This is a genomic window from Gramella sp. MT6, from assembly GCF_019357415.1.
Taxonomy (GTDB): Bacteria; Bacteroidota; Bacteroidia; order Flavobacteriales; family Flavobacteriaceae; genus Christiangramia.
In genome coordinates, this window is the sequence record NZ_CP048410.1 from 774,202 (window position 1) to 793,490 (window position 19,289).

The following is a 19,289-nucleotide window of genomic DNA, read 5'->3' on the forward strand; positions in this document are numbered from 1 at the left end:
ATCGCCAGAAAATAAGAAATCATAAAGAGAGGATGAAGAAAATAGCAATTTTAGGACCTATTCCCAGAGATACCATCTTAACTCATAAAAAGGAAACTATAAGGAAATATGGCTGTGCGACTCATCCTGCGATCGCGCTGGCTAAACTAATGAAAGACACCGGTGAGGTAAAGATCATTTCTCATATTCATAAAAAGGACCTGGAGCCTATTAAAGAACTATTTTCACCATATTCCAATATCGACGTAAGTGGGTTGGATAGTAAAAAGGATCGTGGGACGGTTATAGAACTGAATTTTCTTGATCAGAATAACCGGTTGGAAAAACAAACCGCATTTATGAATCCTATTTTACCAGAAGATGTTGAACCTTTCCTTGATTCTGATGCCTTTGTGTTTGTACCTATCACAGATTTTGAAATTTCTCTCAGCACCCTTCAGTTTATAAAGCAGAACAGTAAAGGGCTGGTCATTTTTGATGCTCATGGTCCCACCACCGCTATGAATATTAACGGTAGCCGGGAACGTAAATTCTGGATAGACCGTGACGAATGGCTGCCTTACATAGATGTTTTGAAAATGAACCTGGAAGAATCTATGTGTTGCTGGTTTAAAAATGAATATGACATTGATGAAATGGGGCATTATGACGAGGAAAATACAGACCATCTTGATGATTTCGCTGAATATATCCTGGACAAAGGAGTTAAGGTACTATATGTGACCCTGGATTCCCGGGGATGCGTTGCCTACACACTTAAAGATGGAAAAATGAATACTGAATTCATCCCCTCTGTACCGGTAGACGAGGTTATTGATACCACCGGATGCGGAGACTCCTTTGCCGGTGGATTAGCTTATGGATTTGCCTACCATGAAGACCCGATAATTGCCGCGCAATATGCCAATACTCTTGGTGCTATGCGCACGCAAGGTAAGACCTATGAGGTTTTTAAGGATCTCAAAGAAACTGAAAAGATCATAAAGGAAAATTACTCCCTATCTGAATAATCTAACCGTTCTCATTCAACAACCTGGTGATCTCATCGAGTTTTGGAGTAAGAATTACCTCAATCCTACGGTTTTTAGCTTTCCCCGCTTCAGTAGTATTCGGAGCAACAGGAGCATATTCACCTTTTCCTGCTGCTGTTAAGTTCTGAGGATCGATGTCTGGATTCTCTCTTAAGATTTGAACAATGGAGGTCGCACGCTTCGTAGAAAGGTCCCAGTTGTCTTTTAGCTGTCCGCTGCCCCCATAAGGCACATTATCTGTATGTCCTTCAATAAGTACCGCTATATCTGGATTTTGCGCCAGCACAGCACCTAATTGCTGAACAGCTTTTCTACCTTCAGAATTTACAGCCCAGCTACCAGATTCAAAAAGTAATTTGTTCTCCATGGAAACATAAACTTTTCCATTCTTCTGCTCCACGCTAAGACCTTTTCCTTCGAAATTGGTGAGAGCGTTGGATACCGCATTCTTAAGTGCATTCATTTTGGCATCCTTGGCTGCGATCACACTCTCCAGTTCATCTATCCTTTGAGATCTAACGGCAAGGTCCTTTTCAAGTTTCTCCAGCCTGTTCTTTTCCTGGATCAAAGCCGCCTCCTTTTCATCTAACTGTGCCAGCAATTCGCGGTTCTGTCTAGAATTTTCTGCAATTGCAGCAGAGCTGTTCTTTTCTAAAGCATCATATGAATCTTCCAGGCTATTATAATTCTTCTGTAGTGCTTCCAGTTTCTGCATCAACTGGTTACGCTCTGTAGTTAAAGTTTCGTAATCGGTCTTTAAAGCCGTCAATTCTGTATCAAGATCTTTACTAGATCTCCTGAATTTTTCAAGATCTTCATTCATACTTCGGTTCTCACGAAGAAGATCAGCATTTCTGCTTTCCAGCTCTCCATATTTTTTGGAAGAAACACATGAGGTTACTGAGATCAACAATGCTAAAAAACCTAAAACTTTAATTTTCATAAGAAAGTATTATTCAATTTCTAATAGAACGGGGCAATGATCACTATGGTATGCTTCAGGCAAAATAACTGCCCTTTTCATTCTGTCTTTTAACGGTTCAGCTACCAGATTGTAATCTATTCGCCAGCCTTTATTGTTATTACGGGCATTGGCACGATAACTCCACCAGGAATAATTATCTGGTTCATCATTGAAATGACGAAAAGAGTCTACAAAACCACTTTTCATGAATCCATCGATCCAGGCTCTTTCTTCAGGAAGGAAACCAGAAGTATTTTTTAATCTAACGGGATCATGGATATCTATTGCTTCGTGGCAAATATTATAATCTCCGCAAATAATAAGATTTGGAATTTCTTCTTTAAGCTCATTTACGTAATCCTGAAAATCGTCCATGAACCTGAACTTATGCTCCAGCCTTTTGATGTTGGTTCCCGAAGGCAGGTAAAGGCTCATTATCGAAAGATCTTCAAAATCTGCGCGAATGCTTCGACCCTCAAAATCCATATAATCTATCCCTGTACCATAGGTGATATTCTCAGGTTCAGTTTTGCTTAAAATAGCAACCCCGCTATAACCTTTTTTTGTCGCAGGATACCAGTAATGATAAGGATATCCCGCATCTTCAAAATCTGAAAGGTCCAGTTGCTCGGGATGAGCTTTTATTTCCTGAAGACATACTACATCTGGATCTGCCTGTTTCACCCAGTCTAAAAAACCTTTGCGTATAGCCGCCCGAATACCATTTACATTATAGGATATGATGGTCATGAAAGTTCAATTTTCCTCAAAAATAAGGCTATCTGAACTAAATCCAAGACGAGTTTAAAAATTGTAGATAAAATCTATTTTACGATAAAACGCTGCACCTTTCCGAAATCTCTGGTTCCAACCCTCACCAAATAAACACCCGCTGCGGCATAGGACATATCTAGATCGTAGGCATAAGCATTGCCATCGTTCACGATCTGGTTCTCAATTAATTTCTGTCCTAGCACATTGTGAACTGTGATCCTTAATGGTTCTTCAAAACTGCTTTCCATCACTACCCTGTACTGACTATTTGTTGAGGAGATCACCACAAGTTCAGCTTCATTCAGGATAAAATCTTTTACGTCTAAAGTGCTATCTATAATATTTACTGAATAGTCATGGGTCGTTCCATAAGCCATCTGGGAACATGGATCATTTAGATCACCAGAGAAACTGGTATCTCCGGCTCTTATTCTTAGTAAATGCTGACCTAGTTTTGCATCTGCAGGAATACTAAAATCGTATGAAAATGCAGGTCCTGCTTCAGGAATGACCTCAGAAGTGATAAGTCTTTCGTCGTCCTCGAAAACCGCATTATCATTAAAATCTATCCATAAGGAAAATTTTTCTACATCATCCTCGGCAAAATTGGTCTTCACCGTTACTGTAAAATTACCATCGGCTCTATCCAGGTCGGTTGTTCCCCCGGTAAAATCTATATAACCTGTTGTACACGGAATTCTTTCGTTAAGAAATTCACCCAGTTCAAAGTAAAAAATACCATCTCCCGCGGAACAATCAGATCCATTTGGAATACAATCAAGATGAGCTATGGCAGTTGTTTCAGAATCGTTGGTTGGGTCGAAATCCTCTTCCAGATTTGTTCTTGCCATCATGTTATATCTTCCGGAAGCTGCAAGATTTGCCGTTTGATCAAAGGAATAAACAGCTTCTTCCCCAACCTCTATCACCTCTTCATAAGTCTCGGTCACAACAGAATTATTCCCAACCTGGTAGCTAACCGGTATATCCTGCTGGGGCTCTCCCCCAAAATTTTCGATTGTTACCGTTACCGTTTCACTGTCGCTCAAACTTTCTGAAGTAAAAGGAGCATCAATTGAAGTCACTCCAACGTCTCGCGGAGGCAGGTTTTTCACCTGAGTATCTACCGAATCATTATTTGGATTCGCATCATTTTCAAGATTCGTAGAAATGGTAATAGTATAGGTCTCACCAATTTCTGAAAGATCTGCAGGCTGCTCAAAAGTATAGGTCGCAGAAGATTCAGGAGCTATAGACTCGTTGAAAATTTCGGTAACTTCTGCTCCACCGTTAATACTATAGCTCACTTCGAAACCAGATTGAGCGTTCAATCCAAAATTCCGGATTTCAATGCTTATCTCTTCTGAAGCGGTCAAGGTTGCGCTTTGCGGGCTCGCTAAAGCAACTGCTCCAAGATCGTTAGCTTCGGTGGCAGAAAAACTGAAGACTCCCACTTTATTTACTCTGTCTGAACCCACAAAATATTCCGCATTATGCCAGAAAGTGATGCCATCTACTGGATCTATACTTAAATGCGCATAATCTCCATATCTCCCTTCTGGTCTTGGTTGTGGACTTGCACCCTCAACGATAGACTGTTCCTCAATAGACATGACCCCTAATTGATCATTTGAATATCTTCCTGTATATCTTATGGATGGAAAAACTGGGTTACGGGAATCGTCGTTAACCACCGTAAATCCTAAACCAATATTTCCTCTTACATCGATCCCTATACTTCCACTAAATCTATCGCTATCATCTGGCGCATAGGTTCCTTCCTGGTAAACAGTCCACGGCTCCCCATCTGCGGTCTGCCTGAGTTCATACCAGCGAATACCCGCATGTTTTGCCGGAGAAGGCTCCACATCTACCACAAAATTCATCACCACAGAGTTATAATTTGGAAACCTTCGGTACATGGTCATATACATCATCGCTCCCTGAAGCGCATCAATATCCACTCCACCTCCCGGCTGAGCAAGGTTTTGAAATCCACCCCCATCAAAGGTCGCAGCAAATGGTGAAACTCCATTGGTGATCTCCTGACTTTCGGCAATGGTAGAAGACCCCGGATTATTCCAGTCTACATTTATAAGCCATAATTTTAAATGGTCCTGGTTCACCCCGGCCCATTCATCATCCTGCAGGTATATAATTGGAGCATCTCCCGGTGGCGGAAGGTCCTGTCCAACCACGCTAAATCCAGCAGGGCTGTAAAAACCATTGTTCCTTATACCCGGAAGCGGAAATCCTAGAATTCTAACATCGTCTGCTCCCTGCAGCATTTTATCTCTTTCCAGAGTATAAACTATTTCCCGACCCTGGGGCTCAAGCGCATCTTTGTTAGTTGTTATATAATAACCATCACGCCATAAAGAGATTTTTGGATAATCTGGTAATGATTCAAGATTGAATCTATAGGTATACCAACCGCTATTAACCGGGTCTGGTCCCTGGGCAACGGCGAATAATAATGCCGGCGGAGTTGGAGAATTAGACTCTGCACTGAACTGCATTAGGATAAACCTGTCTGCAGATTCATCATAAAAAACTATAGGATCTCCATCTGTTTCATTTGTGAAAGTCCCGCCAATACTCGCCAGTGAAGAAGCAGGAATAATATTATTTCCCTGTTTATCCCAAATGGCAAATTCAGAATTCCACGCATTTACATAGTGATTTCTCCCTACTGCTCCGGTAGGATCTGAAGGAGTAGAACGCGTAATTGCAGCGTCAAAAGTAAGTATAGGTGACTTTACCTGCACATCTCCCATCTTAGACTGTAGTGCTGGATCTATGGTCTTGGGAAGACCTTTTCCCGGAACCACTTTATTAATACCCCGGTTACGAGGGTTATAAAGTTTCGGCTTCTTATTCGATGGAATCAAACTTTCCTTAGTTAAAGGTCCAGATTTCACAACTTTTGCAGAATCTATATACGAAGGTCCTGTGATCTGGTTAGTTTGAGCATTGACATTAAGATGAAAAACAAAGCTAAATATGAGTAGGTAAAGTAATTTTTTCATCATTTGCGGGTATACTACAATAATTCTTTAAAAATAGGCATTAAGATAATAACTGAAATAAAAAAGGCAATTAATAAATCAATTGCCTTTCATAAAATATTCATAAAACACTGATTATCAGGGTGCAAAATCCTTCATCCAGGTTTTAAAATCGGTTTCTTTTCTTATTAAAGCATCAAGTTCTTCGATCTTAACTCTTTTCTGTTCCATACTGTCACGGAATCTAACCGTCACCGAATTATCTTCAAGAGAATCATGATCGACAGTGATACAAAGTGGAGTTCCCGCGGCATCCTGACGACGGTATCTTCTACCAATCGCATCTTTTTCATCATACTGCACCGTGAAATCCCATTTTAATTCATCCACGATCTTTTGAGCAAGTTCCGGAAGTCCGTCTTTTTTAACCAAAGGCAAAATAGCTGCTTTAGTAGGAGCCAGTACTGCCGGTAATTTTAGTACGGTTCTGGTATTTCCATCTCCCAGATCTTCTTCTTTCAACGATGCTGAAAGAACTGCCAGGAACATCCTGTCCAGACCAATAGAAGTTTCGATCACATAAGGCACATAGTTTTCTTTCAATTCAGGATCATAAAAACGCAGTTTTTTACCTGAATGTTCTTCATGCGCTTTAAGGTCGAAATCTGTTCTTGAGTGAATTCCTTCCAGTTCTTTAAATCCAAATGGAAAATCGAATTCTATATCTGCCGCGGCATTCGCGTAATGTGCAAGTTTTTCATGATCATGGAAACGATAATTCTCTTCACCAAGACCTAAAGATTTATGCCATTTAAGTCTTGCTTCTTTCCATTTCTCGTACCAATCCAGTTCTTCACCCGGGCGCACGAAAAATTGCATTTCCATTTGTTCGAATTCACGCATTCTGAAAATGAACTGTCTCGCAACGATCTCATTTCTAAAAGCCTTTCCTATCTGAGCAATCCCGAACGGGATCTTCATTCTACCTGTTTTCTGAACATTTAAAAAGTTCACGAAAATTCCCTGTGCAGTTTCAGGACGCAGGTATAGATCTGTAGCTGTATCTGCTGAAGCACCTAATTTGGTACCGAACATAAGATTGAATTGCCTTACTTCAGTCCAGTTTTTAGAACCTGTTTCAGGATCTGCGATCTCCAGTTCTTCTATCAACGCTTTCACATCGGCTAGATCTTCATTGGTTAAAGAACGGGCCAAACGCTCCAGGATCTCTTTCCTTTCGCCAAGATATCTTTGTACACGAGGATTGGTTTCCTTATACATTTCTTCATCAAAATCCTCACCAAAACGCTTTTTCGCTTTCGCGATCTCTTTTTCTGCCTTCTGAAGCAACTTTTCGGCATGATCTTCAACCAGAACATCTGCCCTGTATCGCTTCTTGGAGTCTTTATTGTCGATAAGCGGATCGTTAAAAGCATCTACGTGACCTGAAGCTTTCCAGGTAGTTGGATGCATTAAGATCGCGGCATCGATACCCACGATGTTCTGATGTAGTTGCGTCATGCTTCTCCACCAGTATTCCTTGATGTTTTTCTTTAGTTCGGCTCCATTCTGCCCGTAATCATAAACAGCACTTAAACCGTCATAGATTTCACTAGATGCGAAAATGTACCCATACTCCTTAGCATGAGATATTACGTTTTTAAAAAGATCTTCTTGTTTTGCCATGGCGCAAAAATAAAAAAACCGCCTTGAATTATATCCAGGGCGGTCTTTAATTTATTAATTAAGATTAATTCAATGTAAAACTTCCGGTTCCTAAAAGAATCGCGTCGTTATATACGTATACTTTGTAATTACCTTCCAGCAATTTGTCTTCTATTGTTTTCGCAAGAATACAAACATCAAGCTCTTCATTCTCATAGAAAACCTTAGAAGAAGCACTGTAAACCATAGTTCCACCTTCGTGCTGTACCACGATCTCATCACCCACAAGTTCGTTCTCAGGATTATAAACCTGAACGTACATGTTCTTCTCACCGGCATCTGCCAGGTCATTTGCGGTAATGGTAAAACAGGTTCTTATCTGGTCTACTCTACGATTATTGTCATTTTCAACCAGCTTCCCGCTATTTCTAACGATCACACCTTCTCCTGAAAGTCCGCTTATTTTTAAACGTGAGGCTTTATCAACTTTAGTTGAAAGACTTTGATTAGTAGTTTGTAAAGAGTCTGAAAGCTTGGTTCTTTCCTGCAGAGCAACGCTGGTGCTATCTAAAGAAGTCGATAACATGCGGTTCTCTGTACTCAAACTATCAACCACTCTAAAAAGCCTGTCCTTCTCTGCCTTTAAATTTCCAATCTCACGTCTGTACCTTGAGATCAAAACCAGGTTGGCTTCATTGTCTTTAACTGAATCTAATAATCTTGAAATACGATCCCTTGCATTTACAAGGTCCTGATCCATGATCTCGTTCTCCTCGATGGCTTCGTCATACTTTACGATAAGCTCATTAAGTTCATCCTCGATCACAGATTTTTCCTTCTGCAAGATCTCTTTATTCTCTTTCTCCTCATTATAGAATTTTATAGTATAAATGCTAAGCGCAACCAGGGCTACAGCAAGAATACCGGTTAAAACCTTCAATGCGGTATTGTTCTTTTTTTCTGTCATCATAAGTTTAATTAAGTTCGTAAATTTAGATGTTTAACTAAGTATGCTACAAGCCGTTAACAAATGTTTCACGATTTCGTAAATCTTCTTTATCCCACCGTTTGTCACATTTGTGAGGCTGAACTGCTAAAAAACGAACAAATCCTTTGCACTTCCTGCCTGCACGACCTGCCGGTTACCCGATATCACCTTGATAACGAGAACCCTGTTAAAAAAGTATTTTATGGTAGGGTAAAGATAGAAAAAGCTACGTCATTATTGCATTTCAGAAAAAAATCTGGAGTACAGCATCTTATTCATGATCTAAAATATAGAGGACACCGTGAAATTGGCACTTACCTGGGAAAATGGATGGGAGAAGAATTGTCCCAGATCCCGGCATATTTAGATATTGATATGGTGATTCCGGTTCCATTACATAAAAGCCGCTTAAAAGAAAGAGGATATAATCAGGTGGAGAATTTCGGAAAAGAGATCGCCAGATCATTGCAGGCCGAATACCGTGATGATATTCTATTAAAAATAAGCTCTACCCAAACTCAGACCTTTAAAGACAGGTTTTCAAGATGGGGAAAACTAGAAGAGACTCTCGTCATCCAAAATACGGATGGTGCTGCTCAAAAGCATATTTTGATTGTAGACGATCTGGTCACCACCGGTTCCACCCTGGAAGCCTGTGCTCATAAATTATTCGAGATCCCAAATATCAAATTGAGTGTTGCGACCATGGCAATTACTAACTAAGCTTTGCGTTGTAATTCAAAATAATTGTTTCTTTGCTAAAAGATTTCAGTTTTCATCTATGCAAAAAAGGATACCCGGATTCGTAATAGTTTTGATTTTGCTCTTCACTACCGTGCAGTGTGCAAAAAAAGGAATGCCTGAGGGTGGACCCATTGATGAAGAACCACCGAAATTCATAAAGGCAAACCCAGAGAACTATTCCACGAATTTTGATGAAGATGAGATTCGGATCTATTTTGATGAGTACATCAAACTTGAAAAACCTCAACAACAGATCATCATTTCTCCACCTATGGATCCCAAACCCAACATTATGCCTTTGGGAACAGCCAGAAAGGATATCAAGATCGAGATCTTTGATACATTGGAGGAAAACACGACCTATGCCATTAACTTCGGAAAAAGCATTGTAGACAATAACGAATCTAATCCTTACGATTACTTCAAATATGTCTTTTCTACCGGTGATTATATAGATTCGCTGATGGTGAAGGGAACGGTGAAAGACGCTAATCTTAAAGCTCCAGCTTCCCCGATTTCGATCATGTTGTATGAAGTTGATTCCACCTTTACAGATTCTATTGTCTATAAAGAAACTCCCAGGTATGTCACCTATTCACAGGACAGCACCTTTACCTTTTCCCTGGAGAATTTAAAGGCGGGCACTTACCGGATGGTGGGAATTTTAGATAATAATGATAATTACCTGTACAATCCAAAAAAGGAAAAGATCGGCTTTATTGCTGAAAATATAAGCATTCCCACAGACAGCACTTATGAGATCACTGTTTTTAAGGAAGAACTTGAATTTGAACCAAAGCGCCCTTCACAGTTAAAAGGAAATCAGATCTTATTTGGATACGAAGGTTCAACAGACCTTGATAGTTTAAGTATTAACCTGCTTACACCAAAACCGGAGGGTTATGTTTCGAGAGTAATAAAAGACCCAAAGGCAGACAGCTTATACTACTGGTATAATATCAAACCTGAATTAGACAGCCTTAGTTTTGAGATCGTAACCCCAAAAACACGGGATACGCTTTTAACAAGACTAGCGACCTTAGACAGGGATTCACTTCAGGTTTCATCAGAGAACGGAGCGATAGATAAGGATTTCAAGTTCAAGGCTAATACGCCAATTGTCGAGCATAAGGAGGAATTAATCACCATCATGGATAAGGATTCGGCAAATGTAGAATTCACTACAGATTTTGATCCTTTGAAAAACGAGGTATCAGTAAAATTCGATAAAACACCTGATAACAGTTACCAGATAATTGCCCTCCCGGGTGCTATTAAAGATCTTTTTGAAGAGACCAATGACACGATAGTTCAAAGTTTAAGAACAAAACCGCTCGGAGACTATGGTACTATAATTCTCAATTTTCAGAATATCGAATCTTATCCGGTCATAGTGCAGTTAACCAATACTAAAGGTGAAGTTATTGCCGAACAATATTCTGAAAACTCAAGTAGTTTCACCTTCAGATTTCTGAATCCTGGAGAATTCCTGGTAAGGGTGATCCAGGATGATAATGAGAATATGAAGTGGGATACTGGAAATTACCTGAAAAAACGACAGCCAGAACAGATCAGATATTTCTCAGATACGCTGGAAGTTCGGGCTAACTGGGATATCAATGAGTCTATTCGTCTAGACTAAATTTATCCCGGTCCTGAAGGAATTTCAATTTTTTCCTGGTCTCCAGAAGCTCTTTCTTATCGATACTTATTTCAGCAATAAAAGGTTCTGCACGGTCCAAAGGAGTAAGTTCTTTTCCCAGCATATCATAAGCAGCGGAATGGCCATTATAAACATAACCGTCGCCGTCTACACCGGTCCTGTTAAGCCCTACGCAGTAACTCATATTTTCTATAGCTCTGGCTTTTAGCAAGGCATCCCAGGCATTAACTCTCTTTTCTGGCCAGTTAGCCACATAAATAAGCAGATCATAATCTACCGTATTTCGTGCCCAAACCGGAAACCTCAGATCATAACAAACTAACGGACAGATCTTCCATCCCTTATACTCCACGATAAGACGCTCTTTACCGGCAGTGTAAGTGAGATCTTCTTTGGCCAGGGTAAATGTGTGCCGCTTATCATATAATTTATAACTGCCATCTGGAAAAACAAAAAACAAGCGATTGTAATAATTACCATTTTCGGTGATAATAACACTTCCCGTAATAGCTGCAGACTTAGCTTTAGCATGTGCTCGCATCCATGAAAGAGTTTCGGCATCTGTTTCCTCGGCCAGCTCTTCTGCATTCATACTGAAGCCAGTCGTAAACATTTCCGGAAGGATGATAAGATCTACCTCATCTGATATGTTTTCTATTTCCTTCGAAAAAAGTTTGCGGTTTGCTTCGGCATTTTCCCAATTTAGATCTGCCTGAATAAAGGCGATATTTAATTTTTCATCCATACTCAAAATTATTAATTTTTAATTGAGCTATGTCAAATGCATGTTAAATGATTGGACAAATCGTGATGAATAGATAGTTTTATTTCATTAAAACAAAACAGATTATGAGCGTAGGTACTTTTCTTCAGAAGGATTCATATATGTCTAACACTTCCCGCAGCCTGATCTCAGGATTCGTTGGAGGCCTGGCCGGATCGGCAGTAAAAAGCCTGATAGAACAGTTTCTTCCTGTAAGAAAGGTCGAACAACGCTCAGCCCAGATAAAAATCGTAGATGAGCTGTCTACTAAGATCACCGGTACTCCAGTAAGCACTCAAAATGAAGCTTTAGCGGAACAATTGGTAAACATACCTATGGGTGGTTCCCTGGGCGCGGCGTATGGTTATGGCAAAAAGGACCGCAGTGGTCTTAGGCCTATGGATGGGATCATTTTTGGCGCTACTGCCTGGGCCAGCACTCATGAAACTTCCCTGCCCATTTTAGGCCTGGAACCTAAACCTACAGATGTGCCTATTAGAATGCAAATGAATGAACTATTTGCGCATATTGCATTTGGAGTTACTACAGAGTTGGTAAGACATTACCTAGATAACCAATTAAGGGAGTAATTACTTCTCCAGCTGCTTCAACATCCTCCTTATCCTGTCTTCAATTTTTTCTGAAGACAATTTTTCCCGCAACCTGTCTGTGATGATCGGAAAAGAAAAAGGCGTGGGTCTCTCACATTTTCGCCATACTATCTTTTGATGGGCAATACGATCTAAAGAGATCCTCAACCTGCCTTCTTCCAACTGATGCTCAAAGGTTTCTCTGAAAGCCTGCTGGTATAATAAATTATCCTCTTCGTAATCCCTGAATACACTGAACAATAACTGAGAATTTGACTGTAAATGTTTGCTCTTTACCAGCTTATTTGGATATCCCGTAAAGACCAATCCAGTAATGACGGCGATATCGCGGAATTTTCTCCGAGCCATTTCAGTAGCATTCAGACTTTTATAGAGATCGTCCATTAAAAATTCTGAAGAAAAAAGATTGTTGTCCAGAACCTGTTGCATATCGATCTCCTGGTCTGAAAGTAATTCAAATCCGTAATCATTGAAAGCGATAGAAAAACTTATGGGAGACAGCAGGCTTATTCGGTATGCGAGCAAACTTCCCAATGCTTCATGGACAAATCTGCCTTCAAAAGGATAAAATATCGCGTGATAGCCTTCCCGGGTTTTAAAGGTTTCTATCAGGAATTCATCGCTTTTTGGAATAACAGACTCCAATTGCTGCCTTTCAAAAATTGGCTGTAGAGCCTTAAGTTCTTTAGTGCTTTTCTGGCCTTCTTCAAGTGTCGCGGCCAAATACATTTCTTCCCGGAGCAGTTCACTCATCTGGGCAGAAAAGGTCATTCTACCTCCCATCCAGCTGGGTACTTTCGAGGTCTTTTTAGAGGATTTCCTAACCAGTACCTGCATATTTTTTATATGCACCAGTTCCAGGTTTCGGCCGGCAAAAGTGAAAATATCGCCGGGTTTCAGTTTAGATATGAACCATTCCTCGATCGTGCCTATATACCCGCCTTTCATATATTTCACACTAAGCATAGCATCACTAACAATAGTACCAATTTGCAATCTGTGCCTCATGGCCACCCCGCGATTATTGATCTTAAACTTACCATCTTCTTCGATCTCAACCTTCTTATATTCATCATAGGCCTGTATACTCTGACTCCCCTTCGTAATAAAATTCAGGATCCATAACCATTCCTCCTGGGTGATACCCTGAAAACAAAAAGTAGAAGCGATCTCAGGAAAAATATCTTTCGGGTAAAAACCATCAGAAACCGCAAGTGTATTTAGATACTGTATAAGAACATCATAGCTCATCAGGTAAGGAACTCGATCTTCCACCGCTTTCTTTTCCACCGCTTTTTGCAGGGCCGAAGCTTCTATAAGTTCGATAGCGTGGGTGGGTAAAAAATAGATCAGACTAACCTTCCCGGGCTGGTGACCACTACGGCCTGCCCTTTGCAGAAATCGGGCGACACCTTTTGGTCCTCCTATCTGCACAATAGTCTCCACAGGAGCAAAATCGACCCCCAGGTCCAGGCTGGAAGTACAAACCACTGCTTTCAGGCTTTCATTTCTAATCGCCTGCTCTACCCAAAGCCTGGTTTCTTTATTGATGCTTCCGTGATGCATAGCTACTTCCCCTGCGAATTCAGGATATTTATTGAGTAATTTCTGAAACCAGATCTCACATTGTGATCTTGTATTTGTAAAGAGAAGGGTGGTGCGGCTATTTTTGATAATAGGAACTACCTCATCGAGTAAATGCAACCCAAGATGCCCACGCCAGGGAAACTTCTCCATTTTCTCCGGAATGATAGAACGAACTTCGATCTTCTTTTTAAGATTAGCCCTGATCATCACCGAATTTTCCATGGCAGCAGATTCAGGTCCCAGGAGTACCTCCCTTGCCTGCTGCAGGTTACCAATAGTTGCCGAAATTCCCCAGATTCTAAGATCCCTGGAAATAGTTTTTAGCCTGGATAACCCAAGTTCTACCTGCACACCGCGTTTGGTTCCTAAGAGTTCATGCCATTCGTCGACCACAACTGCCTGCAAACCCTTGAAGAGTTTGGGATAGTTTTTAGACGACAATAAGAGGTGTAAACTTTCGGGAGTAGTAATGAGCAGATCTGGCATAGATTTCTTCTGAGCAGCTCTTTCCTTTTGGGAGGTATCACCGGTTCGGATACCCACAGTTAGCTGCGTTCCCATTTCTTCTGCAAACCTGCTTGCCGCCTGTTCAATTTCGACGGAAAGTGCACGAAGTGGCGTTATCCAGATTGCCTTCAATCCTTTTTTGTGCTTGGTCTGGTAATCGGGATTCTTTTTAATATAATCCAGAACGATGGGAACCCAGAGCGCATAGGTTTTACCACTACCGGTAGGAGCATTCAGCAACCCATTCTTTTTCTGAAGGTATGCCTTCCAGGTATCTTTCTGAAATTTAAAAGGTTTCCAGTCATTCCGGGAAAACCATTCATCAGCAAGATCTATTAGTTCAGCCCTTTTCAAATTCGGGAAAGATTAGGGCACATCAAAATTCTAAGCTTCATTACCAGTTATTAAACAACTAACGTTCTATTTTGAAATTATCAAGATTAATATCGTCCATTCCAATGTTATCGAATGGATATTCAAGTTGATTCTGGATATTATACAAAGAGATAAGGATAAACTGGGTTAACAAAACGATAAAATAAGCTACCCAATCTGCTCCCCGCATTCCAAGATTATGAATGATGGTTGGTGCATAAATAAAAGGAAAAATATAGATGAAGATCTCGCAATAGGCCATCAAACTAATTGGCGTTCTATGCGAATGAATGGCATGCAGGTTCTCAATGGACTCGTGCATATCTTTCATATACTTGAATACCCGGTCTTTTATCTTGGCAGGAATTAGATTTTCTTCCTGCAGGGCAAAAGCATATAATTTATGGGAAATATTATCCAGCTCTCTAATATCGTTGTTCTTATCGGCGAGATGTGAAATAGTCTTGTTGTTGATATCTATAAGGATCTCTTCGGCTTCGGCTTTTTTTTCAGGACTTATCTGGTCACTGCTCAAAAGACAATACTTCACGGTTTTTACCGCACTAACAAATTCACTTAGATGTTCAAGGGCTTTCTCTCTTCTCCTGAAAGATCCACGGATGGTAAAAACAAGCGGGAAAATTATGGCGATACTAAGCAAAGTGAGATCTACATTGAAACTCAATTCGAACTTCAAAGCCAGGAACGTGATCGCCGCTGAAACAATCAGGGTGACAAAGGTTCTGAAATTAATAATGGAAAAATACTTTCTAATACCTTGATTTTTAATAATTTAGATAAATATATGCCATAATTATGGATATGAGAACTTTCCTTCTTTTTCTACTTGCTGTGTTCCTTTATTCTCAGTCATACTCGCAGGATAAAACCATTAAACTTTCGGAAAGTTTTTCTGATTTATTCCAGGATGATGAAATAATGAATATAGCTCTTAGTTACTCTAATAAAGATATTAAAAAAGATACCAATGATTCCACTTTTGTTTACACTCACCTCAAATTCGAAAATGATGATTTTAAATGGGATTCCTTAGAGGTTAGACTTAGAAAGCGCGGAAATTTCCGTCTCAAAAACTGTTATTACACCCCAATCAAAGTAAAGATCAAGAAAAAAGAATCAAAAGAGACACCTTTTGAAGGCCATAAAAATCTGAAACTGGTAATGCCCTGTTTGATACAGCGCGATATGAATGATAATATAATCAAAGAATATCTGGCTTATAAATTCTATGAAATTGTTTCCCCTTATCATTTCAAAACCAAACTGGTGAGGCTTGATTTCGAGGAAATTAAAGGTAAGAGCATAAAGACCCACGATATAAAAGGTTTTCTGATTGAAGATGACAAACATGTTGCTGAAAGAATTGGAGGTAAAGTGATGGAAAACAAAACGCATCCTTTAAATCATATGCCCTTAGAATCTGTGAGGAATTCTTTTTTTCAGTTCATGATTGGCAATACAGATTATTCCAGTGCCTATCATCATAATACTAAACTGATATTTTTAGATGGACAGATAATTCCTGTTCCTTACGATTTTGATATGGCCGGCATGGTTAATACAAGTTATGCGACGGTCTCCCAGATCATGGATGAAAAATTGAATATAGATGACGTACGTCAAAGAATGTACAGGGGCTTCCAGAGAGACCCAAATATTTTCGATGAAGTAAGGATGGAGTTTTTGGTGAAGAAACCTGAAATAATGAATGAGCTTCAAAAATGTGAGTCTCTATTCGAAAATGATAAAGAGTACATCGCCACCGTAGATTACATCGAAGAATTCTTTGATATTCTGATCAATGATAAAAAGTTTAAAAAAGATATCGTGGATATGGCACGAAATGAAAAATAATCCTGAATCAAGGAATCAAAGCCTTTAGATCTTCAAGTGTATTTGCCTCTTCTATCTTCTTATCTGTTCGCCATCTCAAGATCCTGGGAAATCTGGTTGCCACTCCGCTTTTATGGCGTTTCGATTCTACAATTCCTTCAAAAGCGATCTCAAAAACATGATGCGGGGTCACGCTTCTCACCGGACCAAATCTTTCCAGAGTATTCTTTTTGATCCATGCGTCGAGCTGCCTGAATTCCTTATCGGTTAATCCGGAATAAGCTTTAGCAAAGGTCACCAATTCCTCTTTCTCTTCATCCCACAGCCCGAAGGTATAATCAGTAAAAAGGTTACTCCGGCGGCCATGACCGCGCATGGCATAGGTAAGCACAGCGTCTATTGTTAATGGATCGACCTTCCACTTCCACCAATCTCCTTTTTTTCTTCCCACCAGGTAAGGTGAATCAAGCCGTTTCAGCATCAGACCTTCAGATTTAACTTCCCTGGAATTCTCGCGTTCCAAAGCCGCATCTTCCCAATTATCAAATTGAATGTTTTCAGATAAATGAAGTGGCACCGCCTCTGTCTTAACCTCATGATAAAGTTTTTCCAGTATCTCTCTTCTTTTTCCAAAAGCCATATCCCTGATATCTTCACCATTCCATTCCAGAAGATCGTAAGCTTTTAAGATCACCGGAGTTTTCTCCAGTAGCTTTTTACTCACATTCTTCCGGCCAATTCGTGTCTGCAGATCTTTGAAAGTTCCTATTTCACCTTTAGGAAAAGGAAGGATCTCACCATCCAGGACAGTCCCGTTAGGAATTGCCTCGACAAACGCTTCGAACTCGGGATATTTATCGGTTACCAGTTCTTCTCCCCGGCTCCATACAAAAAGTTCATCATTTCTAATGATCACCTGGGACCGTATACCATCCCATTTATGCTCAGCGCTCCATTGTGAAACGTCTCCCAGTTCTTCCGGTTCATCTTCAATGGCATAAGCAAGATAAAATGGATAAGGTTTGGAGAGAAAATCTTCCTCGTTCTCTTCCAGAATAAGTTTATTGAAAGTGATCTTTGCTGGCTCCCAGTTTCCCATCATCTTGTAGGCAAGGATATCTTCATCTATTCCGGTAGCTTTTGATAAGGCTCTGGTCATTAATTTCTGACTCACCCCGATCCTGAAACTGCCCGTGATAAGTTTGGTAAAAACAAAGCGTTCGTAATAGTTAAGGTTTAGCCAGTTTTCAAAAAGATATTCCTTTTTCTCATCTTCAGCTTTAGGTTTTAGTTCTATGATCTCCTGTAAGAACTGGTTCAGGCTCTTTTCTGTAGAATCTTCTGAGGCCGGGATCACCAGGGCAATTGTTTCTGCCAGATCCCCAACTATATGGTAAGATTCTTCAAATAACCATAAGGGGATCTTTGCAAGTTCTGATGCCCATTCCCTCATCAGGGTTGTATTAACCGGTCGTGGTGGCCGGCGGTGGCTTAAGATCGCAATGGTCCACACCTTATCTTTTGGGGGTGCATTTTTAAAATATTCGGTTAGCGCCTCAACCTTCAAAGTTGTTTTATTGGTGCTGTCCAGCGTTCTTATGAGATCGGCAAATGCTTTCATTCTGAATCCTTTTCTTTTTCGGCTTCCATCTGGCCGGTTTCTCCTTCATATTGCGTTTCCTCGGTCCTGGCGTCATACCCCTGTTCCCTGAGAAACCTGGAAAATATATCGGTATACCCATGGGTACAGATCACTTTCTCACAACCGGTTTCTTTGATGGAACTTAATAAACCCTGCCAGTCGCAATGATCACTAAGTACAAAACCTTTATCGATTGCCCTTCGCCTTCTAGCTCCCCTAAAGGTCATCCAACCACTGGCCGAAGCAGTTACATAAGGTACCATTTTCTTTATCCAGGTGGTGCCGTGAGCACTACCCGGAGCAAGCACAATACTGCCTTTTATTTCTTCCTTCTTTATTTCTTTAGTGATCCTGGTGGTTGCTGGAAATTCCAATTGAGGTCTCAGCACTTCGGTCATATTCTCTATGGCTCCATGTGTGTAGATCTTTCCTATAGATGTGTCCAAATGCTTCAATAACCGCTGTGCTTTGCCTAGAGAATATCCGAAAAGTACTGAGGTCCTTCCATCCTCCTTATTCTGTTGCCACCAGTTATTGATATCTTCAAAAACCTGCTTTTGCGGAGTCCATTTAAAGGCGGGTAATCCAAAAGTACATTCAGTAATAAAAGTGTCACATTTTACTGGTTCATAGGGAACCGCTACACCATCATCTTCAGTTTTGTAATCTCCCGTGAAGACCCACACCTCTCCCTTATGTTCTACACGAATCTGGGAAGAACCAATAATATGACCAGCCGGATGGAGAGAAAATTTAACCCCATTGATGCCAAAACTTTCACCCCAATCTTTTCCCGTCACACTAATTTCTCCCAGGCGATGCCTTATTATTGGAACATTGCTATGGTGGGTGATATACTTTTTATGCCCCCAGCGGGAATGATCTGCGTGGCCGTGGGAAATTATGGCTTTATCAACAGGCTTCCATGGATCCAGATAAACATCTGCCGCAGCACAATAAATTCCCTTATCATTAAAAGCCAGTAACGGAGTTCTCATATATTCTTCTGAAAGATTTTTAAATTAATTAATAGATATTTTATCAGAAAGGGATTAAGAAAAGATTAGCGATTGATGAGAATTAATTTAGGTGTGCATTGACACTAAAAACTGC

General features: G+C 40.3%; 15 protein-coding genes. 5 read left to right on the forward strand and 10 right to left on the reverse strand.

The window, feature by feature from the left end; genetic code table 11:
• Nucleotides 1-32 precede the first annotated feature (32 nt).
• On the forward strand, nucleotides 33-1,010 hold the full coding sequence (locus G3I01_RS03590; RefSeq protein WP_219551137.1) for a carbohydrate kinase family protein: 978 nt from the start codon (nucleotides 33-35) through the stop codon (nucleotides 1,008-1,010).
• A gap of 1 nt (nucleotide 1,011) precedes the next feature.
• Here G3I01_RS03590 and G3I01_RS03595 read toward each other — a convergent pair whose 3' ends face one another.
• From G3I01_RS03595 to G3I01_RS03615, 5 genes are all read right to left on the reverse strand, one after another.
• Nucleotides 1,012-1,974 carry an OmpA family protein gene (locus G3I01_RS03595; RefSeq protein WP_219551139.1) on the reverse strand — a complete coding sequence of 321 codons (963 nt, stop codon included), beginning with the start codon at nucleotides 1,972-1,974 and terminating at the stop codon, nucleotides 1,012-1,014.
• Between the two features lie 9 nt (nucleotides 1,975-1,983).
• Nucleotides 1,984-2,745 (reverse strand): exodeoxyribonuclease III, encoded by a 762-nt coding sequence (locus G3I01_RS03600; RefSeq protein ID WP_219551141.1) that lies wholly within the window; start codon nucleotides 2,743-2,745, stop codon nucleotides 1,984-1,986.
• Between the two features lie 74 nt (nucleotides 2,746-2,819).
• On the reverse strand, nucleotides 2,820-5,801 hold the full coding sequence (locus G3I01_RS03605) for a T9SS type A sorting domain-containing protein (RefSeq protein WP_219551143.1): 2,982 nt from the start codon (nucleotides 5,799-5,801) through the stop codon (nucleotides 2,820-2,822).
• A gap of 114 nt (nucleotides 5,802-5,915) precedes the next feature.
• On the reverse strand, nucleotides 5,916-7,463 hold the full coding sequence (locus G3I01_RS03610; RefSeq protein WP_219551145.1) for a glycine--tRNA ligase: 1,548 nt from the start codon (nucleotides 7,461-7,463) through the stop codon (nucleotides 5,916-5,918).
• A gap of 64 nt (nucleotides 7,464-7,527) precedes the next feature.
• Entirely contained in the window at nucleotides 7,528-8,412 is an 885-nt protein-coding gene (locus G3I01_RS03615; RefSeq protein ID WP_219551147.1) for a hypothetical protein, read from the reverse strand.
• A 60-nt stretch (nucleotides 8,413-8,472) separates the two neighbouring features.
• Here G3I01_RS03615 and G3I01_RS03620 point away from each other — a divergent pair, with 60 nt between their 5' ends.
• Complete coding sequence (locus G3I01_RS03620; protein ID WP_219551149.1) at nucleotides 8,473-9,153, forward strand: ComF family protein; 681 nt, start codon at nucleotides 8,473-8,475, stop codon at nucleotides 9,151-9,153.
• Between the two features lie 58 nt (nucleotides 9,154-9,211).
• Entirely contained in the window at nucleotides 9,212-10,816 is a 1,605-nt protein-coding gene (locus tag G3I01_RS03625) for an Ig-like domain-containing protein (protein ID WP_219551152.1), read from the forward strand.
• Here G3I01_RS03625 and G3I01_RS03630 read toward each other — a convergent pair.
• On the reverse strand, nucleotides 10,800-11,582 hold the full coding sequence (locus G3I01_RS03630; RefSeq protein ID WP_219551154.1) for an amidohydrolase: 783 nt from the start codon (nucleotides 11,580-11,582) through the stop codon (nucleotides 10,800-10,802). The two genes, G3I01_RS03625 and G3I01_RS03630, sit on opposite strands and share 17 nt — an antisense overlap.
• A 104-nt stretch (nucleotides 11,583-11,686) precedes the next feature.
• Between G3I01_RS03630 and G3I01_RS03635 the strand changes: the two genes are divergently transcribed.
• Nucleotides 11,687-12,190, forward strand: a complete 504-nt coding sequence (locus G3I01_RS03635; protein ID WP_108170692.1) for a DUF1440 domain-containing protein — start codon at nucleotides 11,687-11,689, stop codon at nucleotides 12,188-12,190.
• On the opposite strand, the gene G3I01_RS03640 is transcribed toward G3I01_RS03635, so the two are convergent.
• Nucleotides 12,191-14,659 carry a ligase-associated DNA damage response DEXH box helicase gene (locus G3I01_RS03640; RefSeq protein ID WP_219551156.1) on the reverse strand — a complete coding sequence of 823 codons (2,469 nt, stop codon included), beginning with the start codon at nucleotides 14,657-14,659 and terminating at the stop codon, nucleotides 12,191-12,193. It abuts the gene before it with no gap.
• Between the two features lie 58 nt (nucleotides 14,660-14,717).
• Nucleotides 14,718-15,377, reverse strand: coding sequence for a bestrophin family ion channel (locus tag G3I01_RS03645; protein WP_257710715.1), 660 nt, complete (start codon nucleotides 15,375-15,377; stop codon nucleotides 14,718-14,720).
• A gap of 125 nt (nucleotides 15,378-15,502) precedes the next feature.
• On the opposite strand from G3I01_RS03645, the gene G3I01_RS03650 reads away from it, so the two are divergent.
• The gene (locus G3I01_RS03650) at nucleotides 15,503-16,555 is read left to right on the forward strand and encodes a hypothetical protein (RefSeq protein WP_257710716.1); all 1,053 of its coding nucleotides are present in this window, start codon (nucleotides 15,503-15,505) and stop codon (nucleotides 16,553-16,555) included.
• A gap of 7 nt (nucleotides 16,556-16,562) precedes the next feature.
• Here G3I01_RS03650 and G3I01_RS03655 read toward each other — a convergent pair whose 3' ends face one another.
• Nucleotides 16,563-18,155, reverse strand: coding sequence for an ATP-dependent DNA ligase (locus G3I01_RS03655; RefSeq protein ID WP_219551158.1), 1,593 nt, complete (start codon nucleotides 18,153-18,155; stop codon nucleotides 16,563-16,565).
• Nucleotides 18,152-19,174 carry a ligase-associated DNA damage response exonuclease gene (locus tag G3I01_RS03660; protein ID WP_219551160.1) on the reverse strand — a complete coding sequence of 341 codons (1,023 nt, stop codon included), beginning with the start codon at nucleotides 19,172-19,174 and terminating at the stop codon, nucleotides 18,152-18,154. Before G3I01_RS03660 ends, G3I01_RS03655 begins: the two co-directional genes overlap by 4 nt.
• Between the last annotated feature and the right edge of the window lie 115 nt (nucleotides 19,175-19,289).

Excerpts from the sequence above, each read along its gene's own strand:
- G3I01_RS03590 (WP_219551137.1), top strand. The coding sequence starts at position 33 with ATGAAGAAAATAGCAATTTTAGGACCTATTCCCAGAGATACCATCTTA.
- G3I01_RS03595 (WP_219551139.1), bottom strand. The coding sequence starts at position 1,974 with ATGAAAATTAAAGTTTTAGGTTTTTTAGCATTGTTGATCTCAGTAACC.
- G3I01_RS03600 (WP_219551141.1), bottom strand. The coding sequence starts at position 2,745 with ATGACCATCATATCCTATAATGTAAATGGTATTCGGGCGGCTATACGC.
- G3I01_RS03605 (WP_219551143.1), bottom strand. The coding sequence starts at position 5,801 with ATGATGAAAAAATTACTTTACCTACTCATATTTAGCTTTGTTTTTCAT.
- G3I01_RS03610 (WP_219551145.1), bottom strand. The coding sequence starts at position 7,463 with ATGGCAAAACAAGAAGATCTTTTTAAAAACGTAATATCTCATGCTAAG.
- G3I01_RS03615 (WP_219551147.1), bottom strand. The coding sequence starts at position 8,412 with ATGATGACAGAAAAAAAGAACAATACCGCATTGAAGGTTTTAACCGGT.
- G3I01_RS03620 (WP_219551149.1), top strand. The coding sequence starts at position 8,473 with ATGTTTCACGATTTCGTAAATCTTCTTTATCCCACCGTTTGTCACATT.
- G3I01_RS03625 (WP_219551152.1), top strand. The coding sequence starts at position 9,212 with ATGCAAAAAAGGATACCCGGATTCGTAATAGTTTTGATTTTGCTCTTC.
- G3I01_RS03630 (WP_219551154.1), bottom strand. The coding sequence starts at position 11,582 with ATGGATGAAAAATTAAATATCGCCTTTATTCAGGCAGATCTAAATTGG.
- G3I01_RS03635 (WP_108170692.1), top strand. The coding sequence starts at position 11,687 with ATGAGCGTAGGTACTTTTCTTCAGAAGGATTCATATATGTCTAACACT.
- G3I01_RS03650 (WP_257710716.1), top strand. The coding sequence starts at position 15,503 with ATGAGAACTTTCCTTCTTTTTCTACTTGCTGTGTTCCTTTATTCTCAG.
- G3I01_RS03655 (WP_219551158.1), bottom strand. The coding sequence starts at position 18,155 with ATGAAAGCATTTGCCGATCTCATAAGAACGCTGGACAGCACCAATAAA.
- G3I01_RS03660 (WP_219551160.1), bottom strand. The coding sequence starts at position 19,174 with ATGAGAACTCCGTTACTGGCTTTTAATGATAAGGGAATTTATTGTGCT.